Here is an 18,517-nt window from a genome sequence, read left to right on the forward strand (position 1 = left end):
CGCCCCGCCCACCGGGCCGGGTTGCCGCATCCTTCAATGATCGTCCGCCGCCGTGTCGCTGGCCGCCGGACCGGCGCCAGCCGCTTGCTGCACACCCGCCAGGCGGGCCATGCGCTGCGCGTCCGCGAGCACCCCTCGCAACAGGCGAACCTCCGCGATATCGGGCTCGGCGCGCAGGAACAACCTGCGCAGCTTGCGCATTGCCGATTCCGGCGCCCGTCCCTTGTGGAAATCGATCGCATCCAGCGTCTCGGCAAGCTGCGAGAAGAAGCCCTCGATGTCGGCATGGGAGGCCGGCGTCGCGCCTGTCCGCTGCGGCGGCTGGGCCGGCTGCACCGCGCCGCGGCTTGCATCCAGCGCAGCCAGGCGCAACTCGTAGGCCAGGACCTGCACCGCCGCGGCGATATTGAGCGAGCTGTAATCGGGATTGGCGGGGATATGCACCGCGCCATGGCACAGCTGCAGCTCTTCGTTGGTCAGGCCGGTGCGCTCGCGACCGAACACCAGGGCGACTTCTTCCCCCTGCCCCGCTTTTTCCAGCACACGCACGGCCGCGTCACGTGGCCCCTGCTCCGGCAGGGCCACGCGGCGGCTGCGGGCGGTGCAGCCCAGCACCAGCCGGCAATCGGCGACGGCCTCGGCCAGCGACCCGTGGATCGCCGCGCCGGCAAGGACGTCGTCGGCCCCCGCGGCGAGCGCGTTGGCTTCGATGTGGGGAAACTTCTCCGGATCGACCAGCACCAGCCGCGCCAGCCCCATCGTCTTCAGCGCCCGCGCCGACGAGCCGATGTTGCCCGGATGCTGCGTCCCCACCAGCACGATCCGGACGCGTGCAAGGGCGTCGCCAGTGCCGGCGCTGGAGGTTGGGGCATGGGTGCTCATGGGGGCAATGGTAAACTCCGCGCCCGGTCTCGAACCGGCCTGCTCTTTCCCCCTGTTGATCCTTCCGCGCCCGGAGTGCGTTCGCGTATGCAAAAGCCTGCCGTCAATGTCATGGTCAAGGCGGCCCGCGCCGGTGGCAACGTGCTGCTGCGCCACATGCATCGCCTGGACGCGATCAACGTGGTCGAGAAGGACCGCTTCGACTACGCAAGCGAAGTCGACTCGCTGGCCGAAGCCGAGATCATCAAGGAACTCAAGCGCGCCAATCCCGATTACGCCATCCTCGGCGAGGAAGGCGGCAAGCAGAAAGGTGTCCGCGACGGCGGCCGCTTCACCTGGGTGATCGATCCACTCGATGGCACCAGCAATTTCCTGCACGGGTTCCCGCACTGGTGCGTCTCCATCGCGCTGGTGGAAAACGGCGAGCCCATCCACGGCGTGGTCTTCGACCCCCTGCGCAATGAACTGTTCACCGCCAGCAAGGGCTCTGGCGCGGTCCTCAATGAACGACGGATCCGTGTCAACGAGCGCAAGGACCTGACCGGAGCGATGCTGGTCACGGGATTCCCGCCGCGTGAGCGTTCGCGTGCCGGGGCGCAACTGGAATGCCTGCGCGAATTGCTGCGCGATGCCGAGGATGTGCGCCGCACCGGATCGGCGGCGCTGGACCTGGCTTACATCGCCTGCGGACGCGGCGACGGTTACTTCGAGGCCGGCCTGCAGCCCTGGGACATCGCGGCGGGCGTGTTGCTGGTCCGCGAGGCCGGCGGCCGGGTCTGCGATTACCGCGGCGCGGCGCTTGGACGCATGGATGTTGCCCCAACGCGCGGCCATCAGGTCGTGGCGGGTGGAATCAAGCTGATCGAGCCACTGCAGAAGACGATCGTCAGCTCCGGATACGCGGCCAGCTTCGCCTGACAGCCGCCTGCGGGAGCGGCTTCAGCCGCGAGACTTTCGCTTTCCGAACAAAAAAGCCACGCGATTGCGTGGCTTTTTTGTTGCGAGTGCGGGAAATTACGGGCGTCGCGCCAATGCCGCCTCGTCCTTCGACTTCGGCATCAGGTCCTGCTTGGTGACGTTCATCATCAACAGCAGCGGACAGGCGACGAAGATCGACGACAGGGTGCCGATCAGCACGCCGATGATCTGCGCCTCGGCCAGGCCACGCAGCGAAGCGCCGCCGAACAGGTAGAGGGCCAGCATGCTCAGGAAGGCGACGAAGGACGTGATGATCGTCCGCGACAGGGTCTGGTTCACCGAGCGGTTCATGACCTCGATCGGCGCGGCGCGCATGCCACGGAAATTCTCGCGCACGCGGTCGAACACCACGATGGTGTCGTTGATCGAGAAGCCCATCACCGCCAGCACGCCGGCCAACACCGTCAGGTCGAACTCGTGCCGGCTGATGGCGAACCAGCCGCAGACCAGGATGACGTCGTGCAGCGTGGTGATGATCGCCGCGATGGCGAACTTCAACTCGAACCGGAACGAGATGTAGATCAGGAAGCCCAGCAGCACGAACAGCAGTGCGTAAAGCCCGTTGAGCGCCAGCTCCTTGCCGACCTGTGGGCCGACGAAGTCGCTCTTGGTCACAACGGCCTCGTTGTCCGGCATCGAGGCGACCCGCAGGATGTCTTCCGCCGTCTGCGCCGCCGCCTTGCCACCGCTGCCTGACTTGGTCTGCAGGCGGATGAGCAGGTCGTTCGCCGAGCCGAAACTCTGGACCTGCGCGTTGGTGAAACCGCCGGCCGCCAGTCGCTGGCGGACGGCATCAACGTTCGCCGGCTTGGCGAAATGCAGTTCGGTGACCGTTCCGCCGGTGAAATCCAGGGCGAAGTTGAAGCTCTTCAGCGCCATGGCGCCGATCGCCACCACCATGATCAGCGTGGCGATGCCCAGCGAGATGTAGCGCAGGCGCATGAAGTTGAGATTGCTGTCATACGGGAACAGGTTGAACGGTTTCATGTCTGGCGTTCCCTTAGATCGAGATCGACTGCAGCTTGCGACGGCGGCCGTAGATCAGCGCGGCGATACCACGCGACACCGACACGGCGGTGTACATCGAGGTGACGATGCCGACGATGAGCGTGACCGCAAAGCCCTTCACCGGTCCGGTGCCGAATGCAAAGAGCGCGACACCGGCGAGGATGGTGGTCATGTTGGCGTCGACGATCGTGCCGGTCGCGCGCTTGTATCCTTCCGAGATCGCCGACAGTGGCGGCAGCCCCAGGCGCAGGTCTTCGCGTATTCGCTCGTTGATCAGCACGTTGGCGTCGACCGACATGCCCACCGTCAATGCGATACCCGCCAGTCCGGGCAAGGTCATCGTCGCGCCCATGACCGAGAGGATCGCCAGGACGATCAGCAGGTTCAGCAGCAATGCCACGCAGGTGATCACGCCGAACATGCGGTAATAGAACAGGAAGAACACGAGCGCGAACAGGAAGGAATAACCGACCGCCTCCATGCCGCGCTGGATGTTCTCGGCACCGAGGCTCGGGCCGACGATGCGCTCCTCGACGAAGTCCATCGGCGCAGCCAGCGCACCGGCGCGCAGGAGCAGCGCAAGGTCGGCTGCTTCCTTCGGGCTCTCCAGGCCGGTGGTCTGGAACTGCTTTCCGAACACGCCCTGGATGGTCGCGACGGAAATGACCTGTTCGCTGGTCCGCGTGGTCCGCACTTCCTTGCCGTCGACCTTGGTGACCTCGGGGATGCGCTCGATGTACACCACCGCCATCGGCTTGCCGACGTTCTGGCTGGTGAAGTCGAACATGCGCTGGCCGCCGACGCCATTGAGCGTGACCGACACCATCGGCGTGCCCGATTGCGAGTCGTAGCCCGATGTCGCGCCAACCAGCTGGTCGCCAGAGGCGATCACGCGCTTGTTGAGCAGCACGGGGACAGGCTTGCCGTCCGGGCCCAGCTCCTTGCGATAGAAGACGCGCGCCTCGGGCGGGACGTTGCCGCTGGCGACGGCGTCGTAGGCATTGCCTTCGACCACGCCGCGGTATTCGAGCGTCGCGGTCGCGCCGAGGATGCGCTTGGCCTGGGCGGTGTCCTGCACGCCCGGCAATTCCACCACCACGCGGTCGGTACCCTGGCGCTGGATCACCGGCTCGGCGACGCCCAGCTCGTTGATGCGGTTGCGCAGCGTGCCCACGTTCTGCTCGATGGCGTCGGTGGTGATGCGCTGCAGTTCGGCGTCGGGCACGCGGACGACGATCGTGTTGCCGACCAGGTCGTTGCTGAGGTTTGGCAGGTTCTTGGCGATCAGTCCCTGCGCGGTACCCGGATCGACCTTGGGCGCGAGTGTCACGACGATGGAGTTGTCGGGGCGCCGCTCGACGGCTTCGTACAACACGCGGTTTTCCCGCAGCAGCACGCGGATGTCTTCAGCGTAGGACTCGAATCGCTTCTCCAGCGCGGCCTTCTGGTCCACCTGCATCAGGAAGTGCACGCCACCCTGCAGGTCCAGGCCAAGCAGCATCGGCCGCGCACCGATCGCACGCAGCCAGTCCGGCACGGTCGAGGCCAGGTTCAAGGCCACCACGTAGTTGTTGCCGATCGCCTGGCGCAGCACGTCGGCCGCCTTGATCTGCGCATCGGGCGTCACCAGGCGGACGAGCAGCTCGCCGCCTTTCTGCAGCTCGACCTGCTTGGGTGCGATTCCGGCCGTCTTCAGCATGTCCTCGACGCGCTGGCGGAACGCCTGGTCGACCTGCGAGCCGCGGTTGGCCGTGACCTGGACGGAGGGATCCTGTGGATACAGGTTGGGCAGCGAATACAGCGCGCTCAACAACAGGACCAGCAGGGCAAGGATGTACTTCGAACGGCCGTAGACAAGCATCGCAAGACCCCACGCGCGGCACGGTGGCCGGCGCAAATTCAGTGGAAAGGAAGAAACCTCAGGCGGATTTCAGCGTGCCCTTTGGCAGCACGTTGGCGATGGCGCCCTTCTGCAGCCGGACGCGCACGTTGTCGGCGATCTCGACGGTGATGAAGCTGTCGCCGATCTCCCGCACGGTGCCGGCAATGCCGCCATTGGTGATCACCTCGTCGCCGGTGCCGAGCTTGTCGAGCATGGCGCGATGCTCCTTTGCCCGCTTGGTCTGCGGCCGGATCATCAGGAAATAGACGGCGCCGAAGATCAGGAACATCGGCAGCAGTCCGAGGATGCCGCCGCCAAACAGGCCGCCTGGAGCGGTCTGGCCGGTCGCCTGGGCGTAGGCGGGGGTAACGAGCAGGTCGAGCAGGTTCATCTGGATGTCCGGTCGCGATACAACGGGCAATTATGCCACGCGCCCGGCATTTCCCGGCCTGGGCCCGCGCGGCACGCGGTTTGGGCGCCGAATCAGGCGCGCGCGGCGTAGAAGGAGTCGCGGAAGGCCCCGAAGGTTCCCCGCTCGATGGCTTGGCGCATCCCCGCCATCAGCGTCTGGTAGTACCAGAGGTTGTGCAGCGTCCCCAGGATGGGCGCGAGCATCTCGTTGCAGCGATCCAGGTGGCGCAGGTAGGCGCGCGAGTAGCCGTTGCTGCACGCATGGCAACCGCAGCCTTCCTCGATCGGCCGCGTGTCCAGCTCGTATTGCGCATTGCGGATGCGCACCGCGCCGGATGACGTGAAGTAATGGCCGTTGCGCGCGTTGCGCGTGGGCATGACGCAATCGAACATGTCCACGCCGCGGGCGACGGCTTCGACCAGGTCCTCCGGCCTGCCGACACCCATCAGGTAGCGTGGCCGGTCGTCGGGCAACTGCGGGCAGGTGTGTTCGAGCATGGCGTTGCGTTCGGCCTCGGGCTCACCCACGGCGAGCCCGCCGATCGCATAGCCGTCGAAGCCCAGCGCCTTCAGGCCTTCGGCGGATTGCGAACGCAGCTCGTGATGGACGCCGCCCTGGACGATGCCGAACAACGCCGCGTCGTTGCCCTCATGCGCACGCTTGCTGCGCTCGGCCCAGCGCAGGCTGAGCTGCATCGATGCCTGCGCGATGTCCGGCGTGGCTGGATACGGCGTGCATTCGTCGAAGATCATGACGATGTCGGAGTCGAGCACGCGCTGGATGCGCATGCTTTCCTCGGGGCCCAGGAAGATCGTCGATCCATCCGTCGGCGCGGAAAAGGTCACGCCGGCCTCGGTGATCTTGCGCCGATGCGCCAGCGAGAAGACCTGGAAACCGCCGGAGTCGGTCAGGATCGGACCATCCCAGCGCGTGAACCCATGCAGTCCACCGTGCGCGGCGATGACGTCCAGTCCCGGGCGCAGGAACAGGTGGAAGGTGTTGCCGAGGATGATTTCCGCACCCAGCTCGCGCAGCTGATGCGGCAGCACGCCCTTGACCGACCCGTAGGTGCCCACCGGCATGAACGCAGGCGTCTGGATGGTGCCGCGCGGGAATGTCAGCCGCCCGCGTCGCGCCAGCCCGTCGTTGCCCAGTCGCTCGAAGGTCATCCTGCTCGAGGATTGGCTCATGCGCCTTGGCCCGCCTGTGGAAACAGCAACATGGCATCCCCGTAGGAAAAGAAACGGTAACGCTCGCGGATCGCATGCGCGTAGGCGCCAAACACGCGCGCCTGCCCTGCGAACGCGGAGACCAGCATCAGCAGGGTGCTTTCGGGCAAGTGGAAGTTGGTCAGCAGCGCATCGATGCTGCGGATCGCGACCCCCGGCCGGATGAAGATGCTGGTGTCACCCGAGAACGGCCGCACCTCGCCATCGCGCAGTGCGCTTTCCAGCGCCCGCACCACGGTGGTACCGACGGCAATGACGCGTCCGCCGCTGGCGCGCGTGCGCTGGATGGCGCCAGCCAATTCGGCACCGACCTCCAGCCATTCGCTGTGCATCGCGTGCTGGTCCAGGTCATCCACGCGCACCGGCTGGAACGTCCCCGCCCCGACGTGCAGGGTGATGTGCCCCATCTCCACGCCCCGTTCGCGCAGCGCATCGAGCAACGGCGCATCGAAATGCAGGCCCGCGGTTGGCGCGGCAACGGCGCCGGGCACACGGGCGAACACCGTCTGGTAGCGCGCGGCATCGTCGTCGCCGGGCTCGCGGTGGATGTAGGGCGGCAGTGGCAGGCGACCTGCATGCTGCAGCCAGGCCACCAATGGTTCGGTGACGTGGAAACGCAGGCGATAGAACTCGCCCTCGCGCGCGATGACTTCGACGTCCCCACCGGCGTCCAGCGCGATCCGGCTGCCGGCTCTTGGCGACTTGCTCGCCCCGATCTGCACCAGCGCCTGGTCGTCGGGCAACAGGCGTTCGATCAGGATTTCGACGCGGCCACCGGTGGGTTTTTGGCCGAACAGCCGCGCGGGGATGACGCGGGTGTCGTTGAAGACCAGCAGGTCGCCCGGCTGCAGCCACTGCGGCAGGTCGCGGATGCTGGCGTCGACCAGGGCCGCCGGCTCCTGCTGCACGACCAGCAGGCGGCTGTCCGACCGCACGGGCAGCGGCGCCTGTGCGATCAGTTCCTGGGGCAGCTCATAGTGGAAATCGGTGCGCTTCAACGACGGATTCTTCAGGCCGGACAGGCACTTGGGGCGCGCATTGTAACGGCCCGAAGGGTTCCGGCCCGGGGGTTACGGCGCCCAAAACGGCATGATAAAATTGCGCAAACAGTTGAAATCACTGGAAAACGGCAGTGCGCGGCCCGATTGTCTCGAGCATTCGCCGCGCATTTTTGTTTTCCGCTTCAGGAAGGCGCACCGCCATGAACCAGCACGCTCTGCTCGACGCACTCACCCCGTTGCGGGCCCACAAGGGCCAGCGGCGCACCGCCGGTCTCGACGATGCCACCGTCCTGAAGTTCGCGGCAACGCATCCGGACCTTGTCGCCGCCATCGAAGCGGCAGCGGTCGAGCATGCCCGCGTGCGCGATGAGTTCCCCGACCTGCTGGACATGGACGAAGCCGACCAGGCGCGGACGGTCCAGGCCGGCTACGTGAATTTCTATTCCGAAGACACCGTCAATCCCTACGTCGCCCTGGTGGCGCGCGGGCCCTGGATCGTCACCCTCAACGGCGCCGTGCTGCATGACTCCGGCGGCTACGGCATGCTCGGGTTCGGCCACACGCCCGACGCCGTGATCGAGGCGATGGCAAAGCCGCAGGTGATGGCCAACATCATGACGCCCAACGTGTCGCAGCTGAGGTTCGACCGCGCGCTGCGGGCCGAGGTGGGGCATACCCGCGGCGCCGATGGTTGCCCGTACAGCAGGTTCCTGTGCCTGAATTCCGGCTCCGAAGCGGTTTCGCTGGCCTCGCGCATCGCCGACGTCAACGCCAAGCTGATGACAGATCCCAATGGCCGCCACGCCGGACGCAGCATCAAGCGTCTCGTGGTCAAGGGCAGCTTCCACGGACGCACCGAGCGCCCGGCGCTGTACTCGGACTCCTCGCGCAAGACCTACATGCAGCACCTGGCCAGCTTCCGCGGCGAGGACAGCGTGCTGACGGTCGAGCCCTATGACATCGACGCGTTGAAGAAGGCATTCGCGGATGCCGATCGCAATGGCTGGTTCATCGAGGCGATGTTCCTGGAGCCCGTCATGGGCGAAGGCGATCCGGGCCGCAGCGTTCCTCCCGCGTTCTACAACGCCGCCCGCGAACTCACCAAGGCCCATGGCTCGGTGTTGCTGGTCGATTCCATCCAGGCCGGGCTGCGTGCGCACGGCGTGCTGTCGATCATCGACTACCCAGGCTTCGAGGGCATCGAGGCGCCGGACATGGAGACCTATTCCAAGGCGCTCAACGCCGGGCAGTTCCCGATGTCGGTGCTGGCGGTGAACACGCGCGCCGCCGCGATGTATCGCAGCGGCGTGTACGGCAACACGATGACGACCAATCCGCGCGCACTCGACGTGGCCTGCGCCGTCCTCGCGCAGATCACCCCGGAGCTGCGCGCGAACATCCGCCAGCGCGGCAGCGATGCGATTGCCATGCTCGAAGCACTCAAGGCCGAGCTCGGCGGCATGATCACCAAGGTCCAGGGCACCGGCCTGTTGTTCTCCTGCGAACTGGCCCCTGGATTCAAGGGTTACGGCACGGGCTCGACCGAGGAATGGCTGCGCGAACGTGGCCTGGGCGTCATCCATGGCGGTGCCAACTCGTTGCGCTTCACGCCGCATTTCTCCGTGGGTCGCGACGAACTGGAACTGATGGTGGCACTGGTGAAGCGCGGATTGCTGGAAGGCCCGCGGCAGCAGCAGGCAGCCGCCGCCTGACGCCAGGATCCGCTGCAATCAAAAAAGCCCGGTGATCCGGGCTTTTTTTTCGGAACCTGGGCGGCTCAGCGCAAGGCGAGCCACAACCCGGACAGCGCCATCGCCAGCATGGCCAGCCAGGTCAGTACTGTCCCCCACAGGCGCCCGGGGCTGCGGCCTGCCGTGCTCGACAAGCCGATGGCATGCATGACGCGCCCGAGCAGCAATGCACTGCCGAATCCCCACAACCACGGCGGCGGCATTCCCGACAGCTCCAGCAGCGCCAACACCAGCAACGCGACCGGCGCATTCTCGACGAAGTTTCCGTGGACCCGGATCTTGCGCGCGAGCAGCGCGTCGCCACCCGCACCCAGGCCGATGGAATGTGCATGTCGATGGCGGGAGATGCGTGCGACCAGTACCAGCAGCAACAACAGGTGCAGGGATGCGAACAGCAGCGTGATCCGCGGCATGGGCTCAGCGTCGACGTCGGCGGCGGATACCCACCACCAGGATGGCCAGCATGACGGCGATGCCGCCGAGCCACCAGCCCCGCGCCGATCCTCGAACCGTCGGCGGCACACCACTCGGGTCGAGAGCCTGCGGGCGATCGACCCGTGCAGTGGGAAGCAGTTGCCAGCGGCCGTCGCGCAACTCGACCAGCCCGTCCAGCGGCGGAAGGTTCAGGTCACGCCAGTGGATGCGCAGATCCCCGATGGCAGGCTGCAGCGGATTCTCGGCGCTGCCCAGGCCCATGCCTTCGGGCTGGAATGTCGCGGAGAGGTTTCCCGGAAGCGCGGAAAACGACGGGCGGAAATCACGCCATTCGCCCAGCGTCCGCAGGACGTCGGGATCCAGCGGCTTGCCATCGACCGTAACCGTCCGCGCCAGCCAGCGACGCCCCTGCAGCGGCAGCGCACCGGGATTCTGGTGGCCTGGCGGAAATCGGGACGAATCGATCGCCACCGGGCTCCAGACCTGCGTATATCCGGCACCGACGGCCTGCCATTGCAGCATGTCGACCTGGCGTTCGAGACCCAGGTGGCGCGCGACCACGCCGAATTCCGGATCGCGCAGTGTCTTGTCCGGCTGCGGCGCACCCATCGGTGCCTGCTGCGCCGCTGCCGGGAAAGTGGCGGTGGTTGCCAGCAGCAAGCCAGCCAGCCATGCGGCTCGACTCATGCAGCCAGCGCCCGCGAATGCAGTTCGGCAACCTCATGCGTGGTCGCGAACCGGCCCTTGTCGTCGCGGGTGACCTGCGCCAGCGCGCACCCGGGATCGTGGGTGAAAAACAGGTGGACGTTGCGCGCCAGCAGGTCCTCCAGCAGTTCGCGCTTTTCGTCGATCAGCAGTTCCGGATTGCGGTCGTAGCCCATCGTGATCGGCACATGGACCCACGGCCGCCCGGGAATGAGGTCGGCGCAGAACAGCACGCCACCGTGGTCTTCCCCGTCGATGTGTTCGGGCCCGACGATTTCCGACAACATCAGGCCCGGCGTATGGCCGTCGCTGAAGTGGAACCGCACGCTGTGGCCCAGTGATGTCGAATGACAACCGTCGACGATTTCCAGGCGTCCGCTTGCCTGAAGCAAAGCCGGCAATTCCGGGATGAAGCTGGCGCGGTCGCGCGGATGCGGATGCAGCGCGCGATCCCAGCACGCCGCGCTGACGATGAAGGTTGCGTTGGGAAACAGCAGCTCGGGCGCGCTTCCCTCGCGCCAGGGCGCGAGCAGGCCGCCCGCATGGTCGAAGTGCAGGTGCGACAGCACCACCACGTCGATGTCCTCGTGCGAGAACCCTGCCGCCTTCAGCGAATCCAGCAACACATGGTGGTCTTCCACCACGCCATAGCGCTCGCGCATCCGCGGCTCGAAAAACGCGCCGATGCCCGTCTCGAACAACACGGTCTTGCCATTGAGCGGATGCGCCAGCAGTGCGCGGCAGGCGAGGTCGATGCGATTCTGCTCATCGGGTGGTGCCCATTTCGACCACACCGCGCGCGGCGCGTTGCCGAACATCGCGCCGCCATCGAGCTTCTGCGAGTTACCCAGGATCGACCAGAGCTTCATTTGGCGATTCTAACGCCGCGGGCCGTGGCGCACTGTCATCGCATGGAAACCGGCCCTTGCCGGCGTCAGGGCTGTGGCAGCACCGCTGCCTTGCCGACCGGATTACGCGGATCGCTGCCTCCGGACAAGGTGTTGCCGCGCTTGTCCCATTCCACGGTCTGCATGTTGCCCCATGGCGCTTCGCCGGCATTGACCGTGTGACCCATCGCCTGCAGGGCCTTGACCGTTGCCGGATCCAGCGCGCCGTTCTCCGCCGAGATGACGTCGGGCAACCATTGGTGGTGGAAGCGCGGCACCTGCGTCACCTGCTGCGCGGTCAGGCCGTCGTCATAACCAAGGATGCCCAGCAGCACCTCGGTGATGATGCGGCTGCCGCCGGGCGAGCCGAGGATGGCGACCTTGTCCGGCGACTCCATGAACGTCGGCGCCATCGAACTGAGCATGCGCTTGCCTGGCTTGGGCGCATTGGCGGCGAAGCCCATCACGCCAAACGCGTTCGGAGTGCCGGGCTTGAGTGCGAAATCGTCCATCTCGTCGTTGAGCAGCACGCCGGTGCCGGGCGCGACCAATCCCGAGCCATACAACAGGTTGATGGTCTGTGTCGCCGAGACGCGATTGCCGTCGCGATCGATGATCGAAAAGTGCGTCGTTTCATTGTCCTCGAGCGGCGCTGGCTGGCCAGGCAGCAGCGAACTTGGCGTCGCCTTGTCGGGATTGATCGACGCGCGCAGGCCGGCGGCGTAATCGGCGCTTGCCAGCCGGGCAACGGGAACCCGCACGAAATCCGGATCGCCGAGATGGATCGTGCGGTCGCGATACGCACGGCGCATCGCCTCGACCAGGATGTGGACCCGATGCGCGGGATCCAGCGCACGCAGGTCCCAACCCGACGCCATCTGCAGGATCTCGGCCAGGGCAACGCCACCGGAGGACGGCGGCGGCGCCGTGGTGATCGTCCACTGGTGGTAGAGGAAGCGCAGCGGTTCGCGCTCCCGGATCCGATAGCCAGCCAGTTCAGCAGCCGTCCACTTGCCGCCTTCGGCGCGCACCCCGGCCAGCAGCCGGTCGGCGACCGGCCCGCGATAGAAGCCATCGAATCCCTTGTCGGCAATCGCCTGCAGCGTCCGCGCCAGGTCCGGCTGGCGGAATGTCTCGCCGACCTTCGGCGGATGACCATCGGCGAGGAAGACGGCGCGCGTGCCGGGGTAGCGTTCCATCACGGCGCGACGCTCCCCGTAGCCGCTTTCCATGCGCGCATACACGGGAAAGCCGTCGCGCGCGATGCGGATCGCGGGCGCTAGCGTGGTCGCAAGCGGAAGCTTGCCGTACTTGTGCGCCAACTCGACCAGGGCGGCCGGCAGCCCCGGGATTCCGGCGGACCAGGGCCCGTTCTCGGATCGATTCCTGTCCAGTGCGCCCGCGGCATCCAGGAACCGGGCGGGCGTGGCTGCTTCGGGCGAGGTTTCCCGCGCATCCAGGAACACATCCTTGCCGGTCCTGGCGTCATGCAGCAGGAAGAAACCGCCGCCGCCCAGTCCCGAACTGATCGGCTCGACCACCGACAGGGTTGCCGAGACCGTGACCGCTGCGTCGAAGGCATTGCCGCCCGCGCGCAGGATCTGCAAACCGGCCTCGGTGGCAAGCGCGTGGCCACTGGCGATTGCAGCTCCCGGTGGGTGGGCGGCGATGACCGGTGGCGACGATGGCACGCCCGCAAGCGCGGGAGCCAGGAGCGACAACAACAGCGGCAGCAGGATTGCCACTGCCCAGGTGCGGACTGGTTTCACACTGTCTCCTGTTGCAGGCGCAGCAGTTTGGCCAGCAGTTCGGATTCGTGTTCCGGATGTTCCGGGTCGGGGTCGATGCATTCCACCGGACAGACGACCACGCATTGCGGCTCGTCGTAATGGCCCACGCACTCGGTGCAACGGGACGGGTCGATCACATAGATCGACTCGCCCTGCGTGATCGCCTTGTTCGGGCAGACCGGTTCGCAGACATCGCAGTTGACGCACAACTCGGTGATACGCAGCGACATCAGGACTCCGCGGGCGCCAGGTGCGGGCGCCCGCCGTTCACGGTGTTACTTGGCTTCGACGAAGACGTAGTCGACACCAGTCGGGGCCAGCGCGGTCTTGACGCGGTCGCCATCGGCCGGCTTGCCGATGAAAAGAACCTTGACGCCCTTCATCGATCCCGCCGGGACTTCCTTGAACGACTCGATGACCAGGTCGGCCATCTTTGCCGACGCCGGCGAGCCATAGGCGAGCATGTTGCCGGAGATGATGCCGCGGCTGACGTCGCCCTTGGCCTTCTCCAGCAGGCGGTCGTACTGGTCCTTGAAGTCGGCGGTGCTTTCGCCCGGCAGCATGTAGACATAAGGCTGGTTCTGGATGCCGCCCATGTTGCGGGTGACGACATCGCTGAGGTAGTCGAGCCATGCCTGGCGGTTCTCGTTCACGGGCGCCGGAACCGGTGCCTTCACCGCCGCAACCGGCGCCTCCTGCTTCTTGCAGCCCGCGAAGGGCAGCGCCAGGCACAGGATCATCAGCATGCGAGTCAATGTCTTCATCACTTTTCCCCGGGATTTCGCTAGTGGATGCAACGGTCGATTCATACAACGATACGCTGCCATTCGGCCTGCAGCGCCCTGGCCACCGCCGGCGGCACGAAAGCCGAAACATCGCCGCCAAGGCGGGAGATTTCGCGCACCAGCGAAGATGAGATGAAGCCGTACTGCTCGGCCGGCGTCAGGAAGAGCGTTTCGACGTCCGGGATCAGGTGGCGATTCATGCTGGCGAGCTGGAATTCGTATTCGAAGTCCGACACGGCGCGCAAGCCGCGCAGCAGCACGCCGGCGCCCAGGTCGCGCACGAAATACGCCAACAGCCCGTTGAACCCTCGCACCTCGACGTTGGCATGCCGGGACAGTGCATCCCGCGCCAACTCGACGCGCACGGCCAGCGGCAGTGCCGGTCCCTTGCCGGGGCTTTCGGCGACGCCGACGATCAGGCGCTCGAACAAGGGCGCCGCCCGGTCGACCAGGTCGACATGCCCATTGGTGATGGGGTCGAACGTGCCTGGATAGACCGCGATACGGGTGCTCGCCACACTCATGCAGTCGTCGGGCCGTCGGTCTCGGGATCCGGCGCAAGTGTAGCAGCGGCGCCTGGAACCCGCCGGTAGAGCGCATAGCGCACCTCGCGGGTGCTGCCTTCGCGATGCACGATCCAACCTGCGGGCATTGGCGCTGCGCCGGCCGGGGCTTCCAGGTACACCAGGGCCTCCGGCGCCAGCCACGGCGACAGCGAGGCCAATACGGCGGGCCACAGCTCCTTGTCGAAGGGCGGGTCGACAAACACCACGTCGAAGCGGCCGTGCAGCGGCGCCCGCAACCACGCCACGGCGTCGGCCCGCACCACTTCCGCCTGCCCTTGTGCGCCGAGACGCTCGACGACCTGGCGCAGCGCCGTCGCAACCTGCGGATCGGACTCCACCAGCACTGCCTCGCGGCCCCCGCGGGACAGCGCCTCCAGGCCCAGCGCGCCACTGCCGGCAAACAGATCGAGCACGCGCGCACCCGCAAGCCGGGGCTGCAGCCAGTTGAACAGGGTCTCGCGCACGCGGTCGGCCGTCGGGCGCAATCCGGGGGCATCGGCCACCGGCAGCCGCGTGCCGCGCCAGCGTCCGCCGATGATGCGGACATGACCGCCTGGAGCGACGTCGCGCCGCTGGCTCATCGGGTGTCCACGAAGCGCGGTGCTACCATGCGCGCCATTCTGCGCGATGAAGTGACGATGGTGAGTTTTTTCCGCCGCAAGAAGCCTGGTGCCGACGCGGCATCGGCCGATGCGCATGCCCATCCGCGATACAGCATCGAGGAACTCGCGGCCGCCTTTCCCGAGCCGCAGGCTGCACGTCCCGAGCCGGCACCTGCCACTCCCGAAACGGTTTCGAGTCCTGCACCGGCACCTGTTGCCGTTGCCGAGGCCGGCCCGATCCCGGTCGCCGCCACCAGCGAACCTGCGCGAACCGATGCTGTCGCGACCGTCCCGGCTGCGGCTCCCGGCAAGAAGGGCTGGCGCGACAGGCTGCGCGGCACGGGTTTCGCCCGCAGCTTCGGCGGCCTGTTTTCACGCAATCCCAAACTCGACGAAGACCTGCTGGATGAAATCGAGACGGCACTGCTGACGGCCGATGTCGGCGTCGCCGCAACGACGTCGCTGGTCGAGTCCATGCGCAAGCGCATGAAGGCGCGCGAGTTCGCCGATGCACGGCAACTGCTGCAGGCGCTGCGTGGGGAGTTGGTTGCACTGCTGGTGCCGGTTGCCCTGCCCCTGCGCATCGATCCGCGCGCGAAACCCTTCGTGCTGCTCACCGTCGGCGTCAACGGCGTCGGCAAGACCACCACCATCGGCAAGCTCGCACATCGTTTCCGCGGGCAGGATTACAGCCTCATGCTCGCCGCGGGCGACACCTTCCGGGCCGCCGCCGTGGCGCAGTTGCAGGCATGGGGCGAGCGCAACGGCGTGCCGGTCATCGCCCAGGGCCATAACACCGGCGGCAAGGGCGGCGATGCGGCGTCTGTTGCATTCGATGCGCTGCAGGCGGCCAAGGCCCGCGGCACCGACATCCTCATCGCCGACACTGCCGGCCGCCTGCACACGCAGCAGGGGTTGATGGATGAGCTGGGGAAGATCAAGCGGGTGCTGCAGAAGCTCGACCCCGCCGCCCCACACGAAGTCCTCATGGTCATCGATGGCACGACCGGCCAGAACGCGCTATCGCAACTGCGCCAGTTCAACGCGGCTGTCGGCGTGACCGGCCTGGTCGTCACCAAGCTCGACGGCACCGCCAAGGGCGGCGTCGTCTTCGCGCTGGCTCGCGAGTTCGGCATCCCGATCCGCTTCGCCGGCATCGGCGAGCGGCCCGAGGATCTCCGCGAATTCGACGCAGAGGCGTTCGTCGATGCATTGTTGCCGGAATCGCTCGGCAGCTAGCCGGCGCAACAGGGGCGCCCACCGGTGAACAGCGGCAGCACGCCTGCCAGTCAACGCCCGCGCAAGCTCGCCTGGATTGCGCTCGCGTTGTTGATCCTGGCGCTGGCGGCGGGCGTTGGCCTGCGCTACGTGCTGCAACAGCAACATGTGTCGCGCCTGGTGCTCGATCAGCTCGGGCGCGCGCTCGGATTGACGATCACTTCCTCCGGAACGACGCAGTACTCGGTCCGCGGCACGCCGACGCTGGTCATCCGCGATGTCATCGCCGTCGAGCCCGGCGCCACCGCGCCGCTGTTGCGCGCGGACCGGATCTTCGTGTCCTTGCCCTGGTCGACGATCCGCGCGCTGACCGCCGGAACCGCCGGCACGACGATCACGATGGATCGCATCGAGCTCGACCATCCATCGCTCGACCTCGATGCGTTGCAGCGCTGGCTTGCGCATCGCCCGCCGGGAAAAACCCGGTATCCCGTGCTCAGGAAGGGATTGAAGGTCACCGATGGCCGCATCACCACACGCGGGTGGTCGCTCGACGCATTCGCATTGGATGCCCCGCTGCTGGCGCCGGATCAACGCTTTACCGGACACGTGGCCGGCCGCTACCGCAGCGGCGGCACGCAGCTGCCGTTCGACCTGCGCGTCGTGCTGTCGCGGCCCACCAGCGACGCCGCACTCGGACTCGCCGGACAGGTCGCCATCGAACGCGATAGCTGGCGGATGCCGTCGCGCGTGGTGCTGTCGGGAATGCTGCATGTCGCCAATGGCTGGCGGCTGGAACGAGCCAGGCTTGCGGCGGCGTCGCGCTATCAATCAGGCGGGACGTCTGCGCCGTTTGCAGCGGGCATCGCCGGCACGCTGCAATACCGCGATGCGCGCACCATGCTGGCGCCGCTGGCGCTGGTCGTGCACGGAAGCGGCGTCATTCCCGACCTTATCGCAAACGGCAATGCGTCCTTGTCGGAAACACTCGGATTGAAGCTTGCCGGCACCCTGCCCACATGGCCGGACGGCTGGCCTGCATTGCCGCCGCCGATCGGCGCGTCGCGGTCGCCACTCGCGTTCGGATTGCAGTATCTCGGCAGCCTGGATCTTTCCGATCCGCTCGCATTGCAGTTGCGCAGGGACGCTGCATTGTTCGACGGCAGCTTCCGTGCGTTTGAAGTCAGCAAGTGGTTGGCAGCGGGTCCGGGCACATCGCCGATTCCGCCGCTGACCGGTCGCGTGTCCATGCCGCGCCTGGATATCGCGGGGGCGCAGCTGCAGGGCGTGGACATCTCGATCAGCGATAGCGACGCCGCTGCCGTGAAGTCGACGCCATGAGCGGCGACCAGACGTTCGCGACGCGGCTGCTTGCCTGGTTCGACGGACACGGTCGCAAGGATCTGCCATGGCAGCATCCGCGCAGCCCCTATCGCGTCTGGTTGTCGGAGGTGATGCTGCAGCAGACCCAGGTCCAGGTCGTCGTGCCCTACTTCGAGCGATTCGTGGCGGCGCTGCCCGACGTGCGGGCATTGGCGGCTGCCGATCCCGACGATGTCCTCGCACTATGGTCGGGGCTGGGCTACTACGCCCGCGCGCGCAATCTCCAGGCGGCCGCAAAACTGTGCGTCGCGCAGCACGATGGCGACCTGCCGCGCGACCTCGATGCACTGGTCGCATTGCCCGGCATCGGCCGCAGCACCGCGGGAGCGATCCTGGCGCAGGCGTGGGGTGACCGTTTTCCAATCCTGGATGGCAACGTCAAGCGCGTGCTGGCCCGCTACCACGGCATCGAGGCCTGGCCCGGCGCACCTGCGACGCAAAAGGCGCTGTGGCTGCATGCCGATCGGCACCTGCCGCACGCACGCCTGGCCGATTACGTGCAGGCACAGATGGATCTGGGCGCGACGCTGTGCAGGCGCCACGATCCCGCGTGCGGGCGGTGTCCACTGAACACGGATTGCGTCGCGCAGCAGACCGGGCGTACTGCCTTGCTACCTGCCCGCAAGCCAGGCAAACCGTTGCCGGAGCGCAGCGCATTCGTCCTGCTGGCGATGGATGAACACGCGCGCATCCTGATGCAGCGACGACCACCAACCGGTATCTGGCCGGGGCTCTGGTCGCTCCCGCAGGCCGAGGACGACGATGCCGCGCGCGACTGGTTCAAGGCGCACCTGCATGGCGATTACGACGCCAGCGAAGCACTCGTCGCCATCGCCCATGCATTCACCCACTACCGCGTCACGCTGCAACCCCTGCGCTGGAGTCGGATAGCGGCCAGGACGCGAGTGGAAGACAATACGGACCTGCGCTGGGTCGATCGGCACCAGCTTGTTTCGCTGGGCATTCCAGCGCCGATCCGCACCCTGCTCGAGGCGCAATGACC

19 protein-coding genes are annotated in these 18,517 nt (G+C 66.8%); 5 read left to right on the forward strand and 14 right to left on the reverse strand.

The annotated features are described in order from the left end of the window. Nucleotides 1-33 precede the first annotated feature (33 nt). Nucleotides 34-882: an RNA methyltransferase gene (locus tag GST15_RS05565; RefSeq protein WP_159016224.1), complete on the reverse strand. Its 849-nt coding sequence runs from the start codon at nt 880-882 to the stop codon at nt 34-36. An 87-nt stretch (nt 883-969) separates the two neighbouring features. Between GST15_RS05565 and GST15_RS05570 the strand changes: the two genes are divergently transcribed. Next, the gene (locus GST15_RS05570) at nt 970-1,800 is read left to right on the forward strand and encodes an inositol monophosphatase family protein (RefSeq protein ID WP_159016225.1); all 831 of its coding nucleotides are present in this window, start codon (nt 970-972) and stop codon (nt 1,798-1,800) included. A 96-nt stretch (nt 1,801-1,896) separates the two neighbouring features. On the opposite strand, the gene secF is transcribed toward GST15_RS05570, so the two are convergent. From secF to queA, 5 genes are all read right to left on the reverse strand, one after another. Continuing rightward, nucleotides 1,897-2,847, reverse strand: coding sequence for a protein translocase subunit SecF (gene secF / locus GST15_RS05575; protein ID WP_159016226.1), 951 nt, complete (start codon nt 2,845-2,847; stop codon nt 1,897-1,899). A gap of 13 nt (nt 2,848-2,860) precedes the next feature. After that, nucleotides 2,861-4,729, reverse strand: coding sequence for a protein translocase subunit SecD (gene secD / locus GST15_RS05580; RefSeq protein WP_159016227.1), 1,869 nt, complete (start codon nt 4,727-4,729; stop codon nt 2,861-2,863). A 58-nt stretch (nt 4,730-4,787) separates the two neighbouring features. After that, entirely contained in the window at nt 4,788-5,141 is a 354-nt protein-coding gene (gene yajC, locus GST15_RS05585) for a preprotein translocase subunit YajC (protein WP_159016228.1), read from the reverse strand. Nucleotides 5,142-5,233: 92 nt separating this feature from the next. Further along, on the reverse strand, nt 5,234-6,352 hold the full coding sequence (tgt, locus tag GST15_RS05590) for a tRNA guanosine(34) transglycosylase Tgt (protein ID WP_233263058.1): 1,119 nt from the start codon (nt 6,350-6,352) through the stop codon (nt 5,234-5,236). Then, nucleotides 6,349-7,389, reverse strand: a complete 1,041-nt coding sequence (gene queA / locus GST15_RS05595; RefSeq protein ID WP_159016229.1) for a tRNA preQ1(34) S-adenosylmethionine ribosyltransferase-isomerase QueA — start codon at nt 7,387-7,389, stop codon at nt 6,349-6,351. Before queA ends, tgt begins: the two co-directional genes overlap by 4 nt. Before the next feature lie 203 nt (nt 7,390-7,592). Between queA and GST15_RS05600 the strand changes: the two genes are divergently transcribed. Beyond that, nucleotides 7,593-9,104: an aminotransferase class III-fold pyridoxal phosphate-dependent enzyme gene (locus GST15_RS05600; RefSeq protein WP_159016230.1), complete on the forward strand. Its 1,512-nt coding sequence runs from the start codon at nt 7,593-7,595 to the stop codon at nt 9,102-9,104. Nucleotides 9,105-9,169: 65 nt separating this feature from the next. Here the strand turns inward: GST15_RS05600 and GST15_RS05605 are convergent, their stop codons facing one another. From GST15_RS05605 to rsmD, 8 genes are all read right to left on the reverse strand, one after another. Continuing rightward, a complete protein-coding gene (locus GST15_RS05605) occupies nt 9,170-9,556 on the reverse strand; it encodes an MAPEG family protein (protein WP_159016231.1) in 387 nt (128 codons plus the stop codon). 4 nt (nt 9,557-9,560) lie between these two features. After that, nucleotides 9,561-10,265 carry a TMEM43 family protein gene (locus tag GST15_RS05610; protein WP_159016232.1) on the reverse strand — a complete coding sequence of 235 codons (705 nt, stop codon included), beginning with the start codon at nt 10,263-10,265 and terminating at the stop codon, nt 9,561-9,563. Further along, nucleotides 10,262-11,152, reverse strand: coding sequence for an MBL fold metallo-hydrolase (locus tag GST15_RS05615; RefSeq protein WP_159016233.1), 891 nt, complete (start codon nt 11,150-11,152; stop codon nt 10,262-10,264). Before GST15_RS05615 ends, GST15_RS05610 begins: the two co-directional genes overlap by 4 nt. A gap of 65 nt (nt 11,153-11,217) precedes the next feature. Continuing rightward, nucleotides 11,218-12,939: a gamma-glutamyltransferase gene (ggt, locus tag GST15_RS05620; RefSeq protein ID WP_425482195.1), complete on the reverse strand. Its 1,722-nt coding sequence runs from the start codon at nt 12,937-12,939 to the stop codon at nt 11,218-11,220. Then, nucleotides 12,936-13,190 (reverse strand): YfhL family 4Fe-4S dicluster ferredoxin, encoded by a 255-nt coding sequence (locus GST15_RS05625; RefSeq protein ID WP_159016235.1) that lies wholly within the window; start codon nt 13,188-13,190, stop codon nt 12,936-12,938. The genes ggt and GST15_RS05625 overlap by 4 nt, the downstream gene beginning before the upstream one ends. Before the next feature lie 45 nt (nt 13,191-13,235). Then, a complete protein-coding gene (locus tag GST15_RS05630) occupies nt 13,236-13,724 on the reverse strand; it encodes a hypothetical protein (RefSeq protein ID WP_159016236.1) in 489 nt (162 codons plus the stop codon). Between the two features lie 41 nt (nt 13,725-13,765). After that, nucleotides 13,766-14,269 carry a pantetheine-phosphate adenylyltransferase gene (coaD, locus tag GST15_RS05635; protein ID WP_159016237.1) on the reverse strand — a complete coding sequence of 168 codons (504 nt, stop codon included), beginning with the start codon at nt 14,267-14,269 and terminating at the stop codon, nt 13,766-13,768. Continuing rightward, nucleotides 14,266-14,892, reverse strand: coding sequence for a 16S rRNA (guanine(966)-N(2))-methyltransferase RsmD (gene rsmD, locus GST15_RS05640; RefSeq protein WP_159016238.1), 627 nt, complete (start codon nt 14,890-14,892; stop codon nt 14,266-14,268). Before rsmD ends, coaD begins: the two co-directional genes overlap by 4 nt. 57 nt (nt 14,893-14,949) lie before the next feature. Here rsmD and ftsY point away from each other — a divergent pair, with 57 nt between their 5' ends. The 3 genes from ftsY to mutY are packed head-to-tail and all read left to right on the forward strand — an operon-like array spanning nt 14,950 to nt 18,515. After that, nucleotides 14,950-16,152, forward strand: coding sequence for a signal recognition particle-docking protein FtsY (gene ftsY / locus GST15_RS05645; RefSeq protein WP_159016472.1), 1,203 nt, complete (start codon nt 14,950-14,952; stop codon nt 16,150-16,152). A 24-nt stretch (nt 16,153-16,176) separates the two neighbouring features. After that, entirely contained in the window at nt 16,177-17,472 is a 1,296-nt protein-coding gene (locus GST15_RS05650; RefSeq protein ID WP_159016239.1) for an AsmA family protein, read from the forward strand. Next, complete coding sequence (gene mutY / locus GST15_RS05655; protein ID WP_159016240.1) at nt 17,469-18,515, forward strand: A/G-specific adenine glycosylase; 1,047 nt, start codon at nt 17,469-17,471, stop codon at nt 18,513-18,515. Before GST15_RS05650 ends, mutY begins: the two co-directional genes overlap by 4 nt. The last annotated feature ends 2 nt before the right edge of the window (nt 18,516-18,517 follow it).

The sequence above is a fragment of the Cognatiluteimonas profundi genome, assembly GCF_009792795.1.
In the GTDB taxonomy this organism is placed as follows: Bacteria; Pseudomonadota; Gammaproteobacteria; order Xanthomonadales; family Xanthomonadaceae; genus Cognatiluteimonas; species Cognatiluteimonas profundi.

Bases quoted from the DNA above. Each gene is read 5' to 3' on its own strand.
- mutY (WP_159016240.1), top strand. From the start codon at position 17,469: ATGAGCGGCGACCAGACGTTCGCGACGCGGCTGCTTGCCTGGTTCGAC.
- GST15_RS05605 (WP_159016231.1), bottom strand. From the start codon at position 9,556: ATGCCGCGGATCACGCTGCTGTTCGCATCCCTGCACCTGTTGTTGCTG.
- secD (WP_159016227.1), bottom strand. From the start codon at position 4,729: ATGCTTGTCTACGGCCGTTCGAAGTACATCCTTGCCCTGCTGGTCCTG.
- GST15_RS05615 (WP_159016233.1), bottom strand. From the start codon at position 11,152: ATGAAGCTCTGGTCGATCCTGGGTAACTCGCAGAAGCTCGATGGCGGC.
- GST15_RS05570 (WP_159016225.1), top strand. From the start codon at position 970: ATGCAAAAGCCTGCCGTCAATGTCATGGTCAAGGCGGCCCGCGCCGGT.
- tgt (WP_233263058.1), bottom strand. From the start codon at position 6,352: ATGAGCCAATCCTCGAGCAGGATGACCTTCGAGCGACTGGGCAACGAC.
- GST15_RS05600 (WP_159016230.1), top strand. From the start codon at position 7,593: ATGAACCAGCACGCTCTGCTCGACGCACTCACCCCGTTGCGGGCCCAC.
- GST15_RS05565 (WP_159016224.1), bottom strand. From the start codon at position 882: ATGAGCACCCATGCCCCAACCTCCAGCGCCGGCACTGGCGACGCCCTT.
- GST15_RS05610 (WP_159016232.1), bottom strand. From the start codon at position 10,265: ATGAGTCGAGCCGCATGGCTGGCTGGCTTGCTGCTGGCAACCACCGCC.
- ftsY (WP_159016472.1), top strand. From the start codon at position 14,950: ATGGTGAGTTTTTTCCGCCGCAAGAAGCCTGGTGCCGACGCGGCATCG.
- GST15_RS05630 (WP_159016236.1), bottom strand. From the start codon at position 13,724: ATGAAGACATTGACTCGCATGCTGATGATCCTGTGCCTGGCGCTGCCC.
- rsmD (WP_159016238.1), bottom strand. From the start codon at position 14,892: ATGAGCCAGCGGCGCGACGTCGCTCCAGGCGGTCATGTCCGCATCATC.
- secF (WP_159016226.1), bottom strand. From the start codon at position 2,847: ATGAAACCGTTCAACCTGTTCCCGTATGACAGCAATCTCAACTTCATG.
- coaD (WP_159016237.1), bottom strand. From the start codon at position 14,269: ATGAGTGTGGCGAGCACCCGTATCGCGGTCTATCCAGGCACGTTCGAC.
- yajC (WP_159016228.1), bottom strand. From the start codon at position 5,141: ATGAACCTGCTCGACCTGCTCGTTACCCCCGCCTACGCCCAGGCGACC.
- GST15_RS05625 (WP_159016235.1), bottom strand. From the start codon at position 13,190: ATGTCGCTGCGTATCACCGAGTTGTGCGTCAACTGCGATGTCTGCGAA.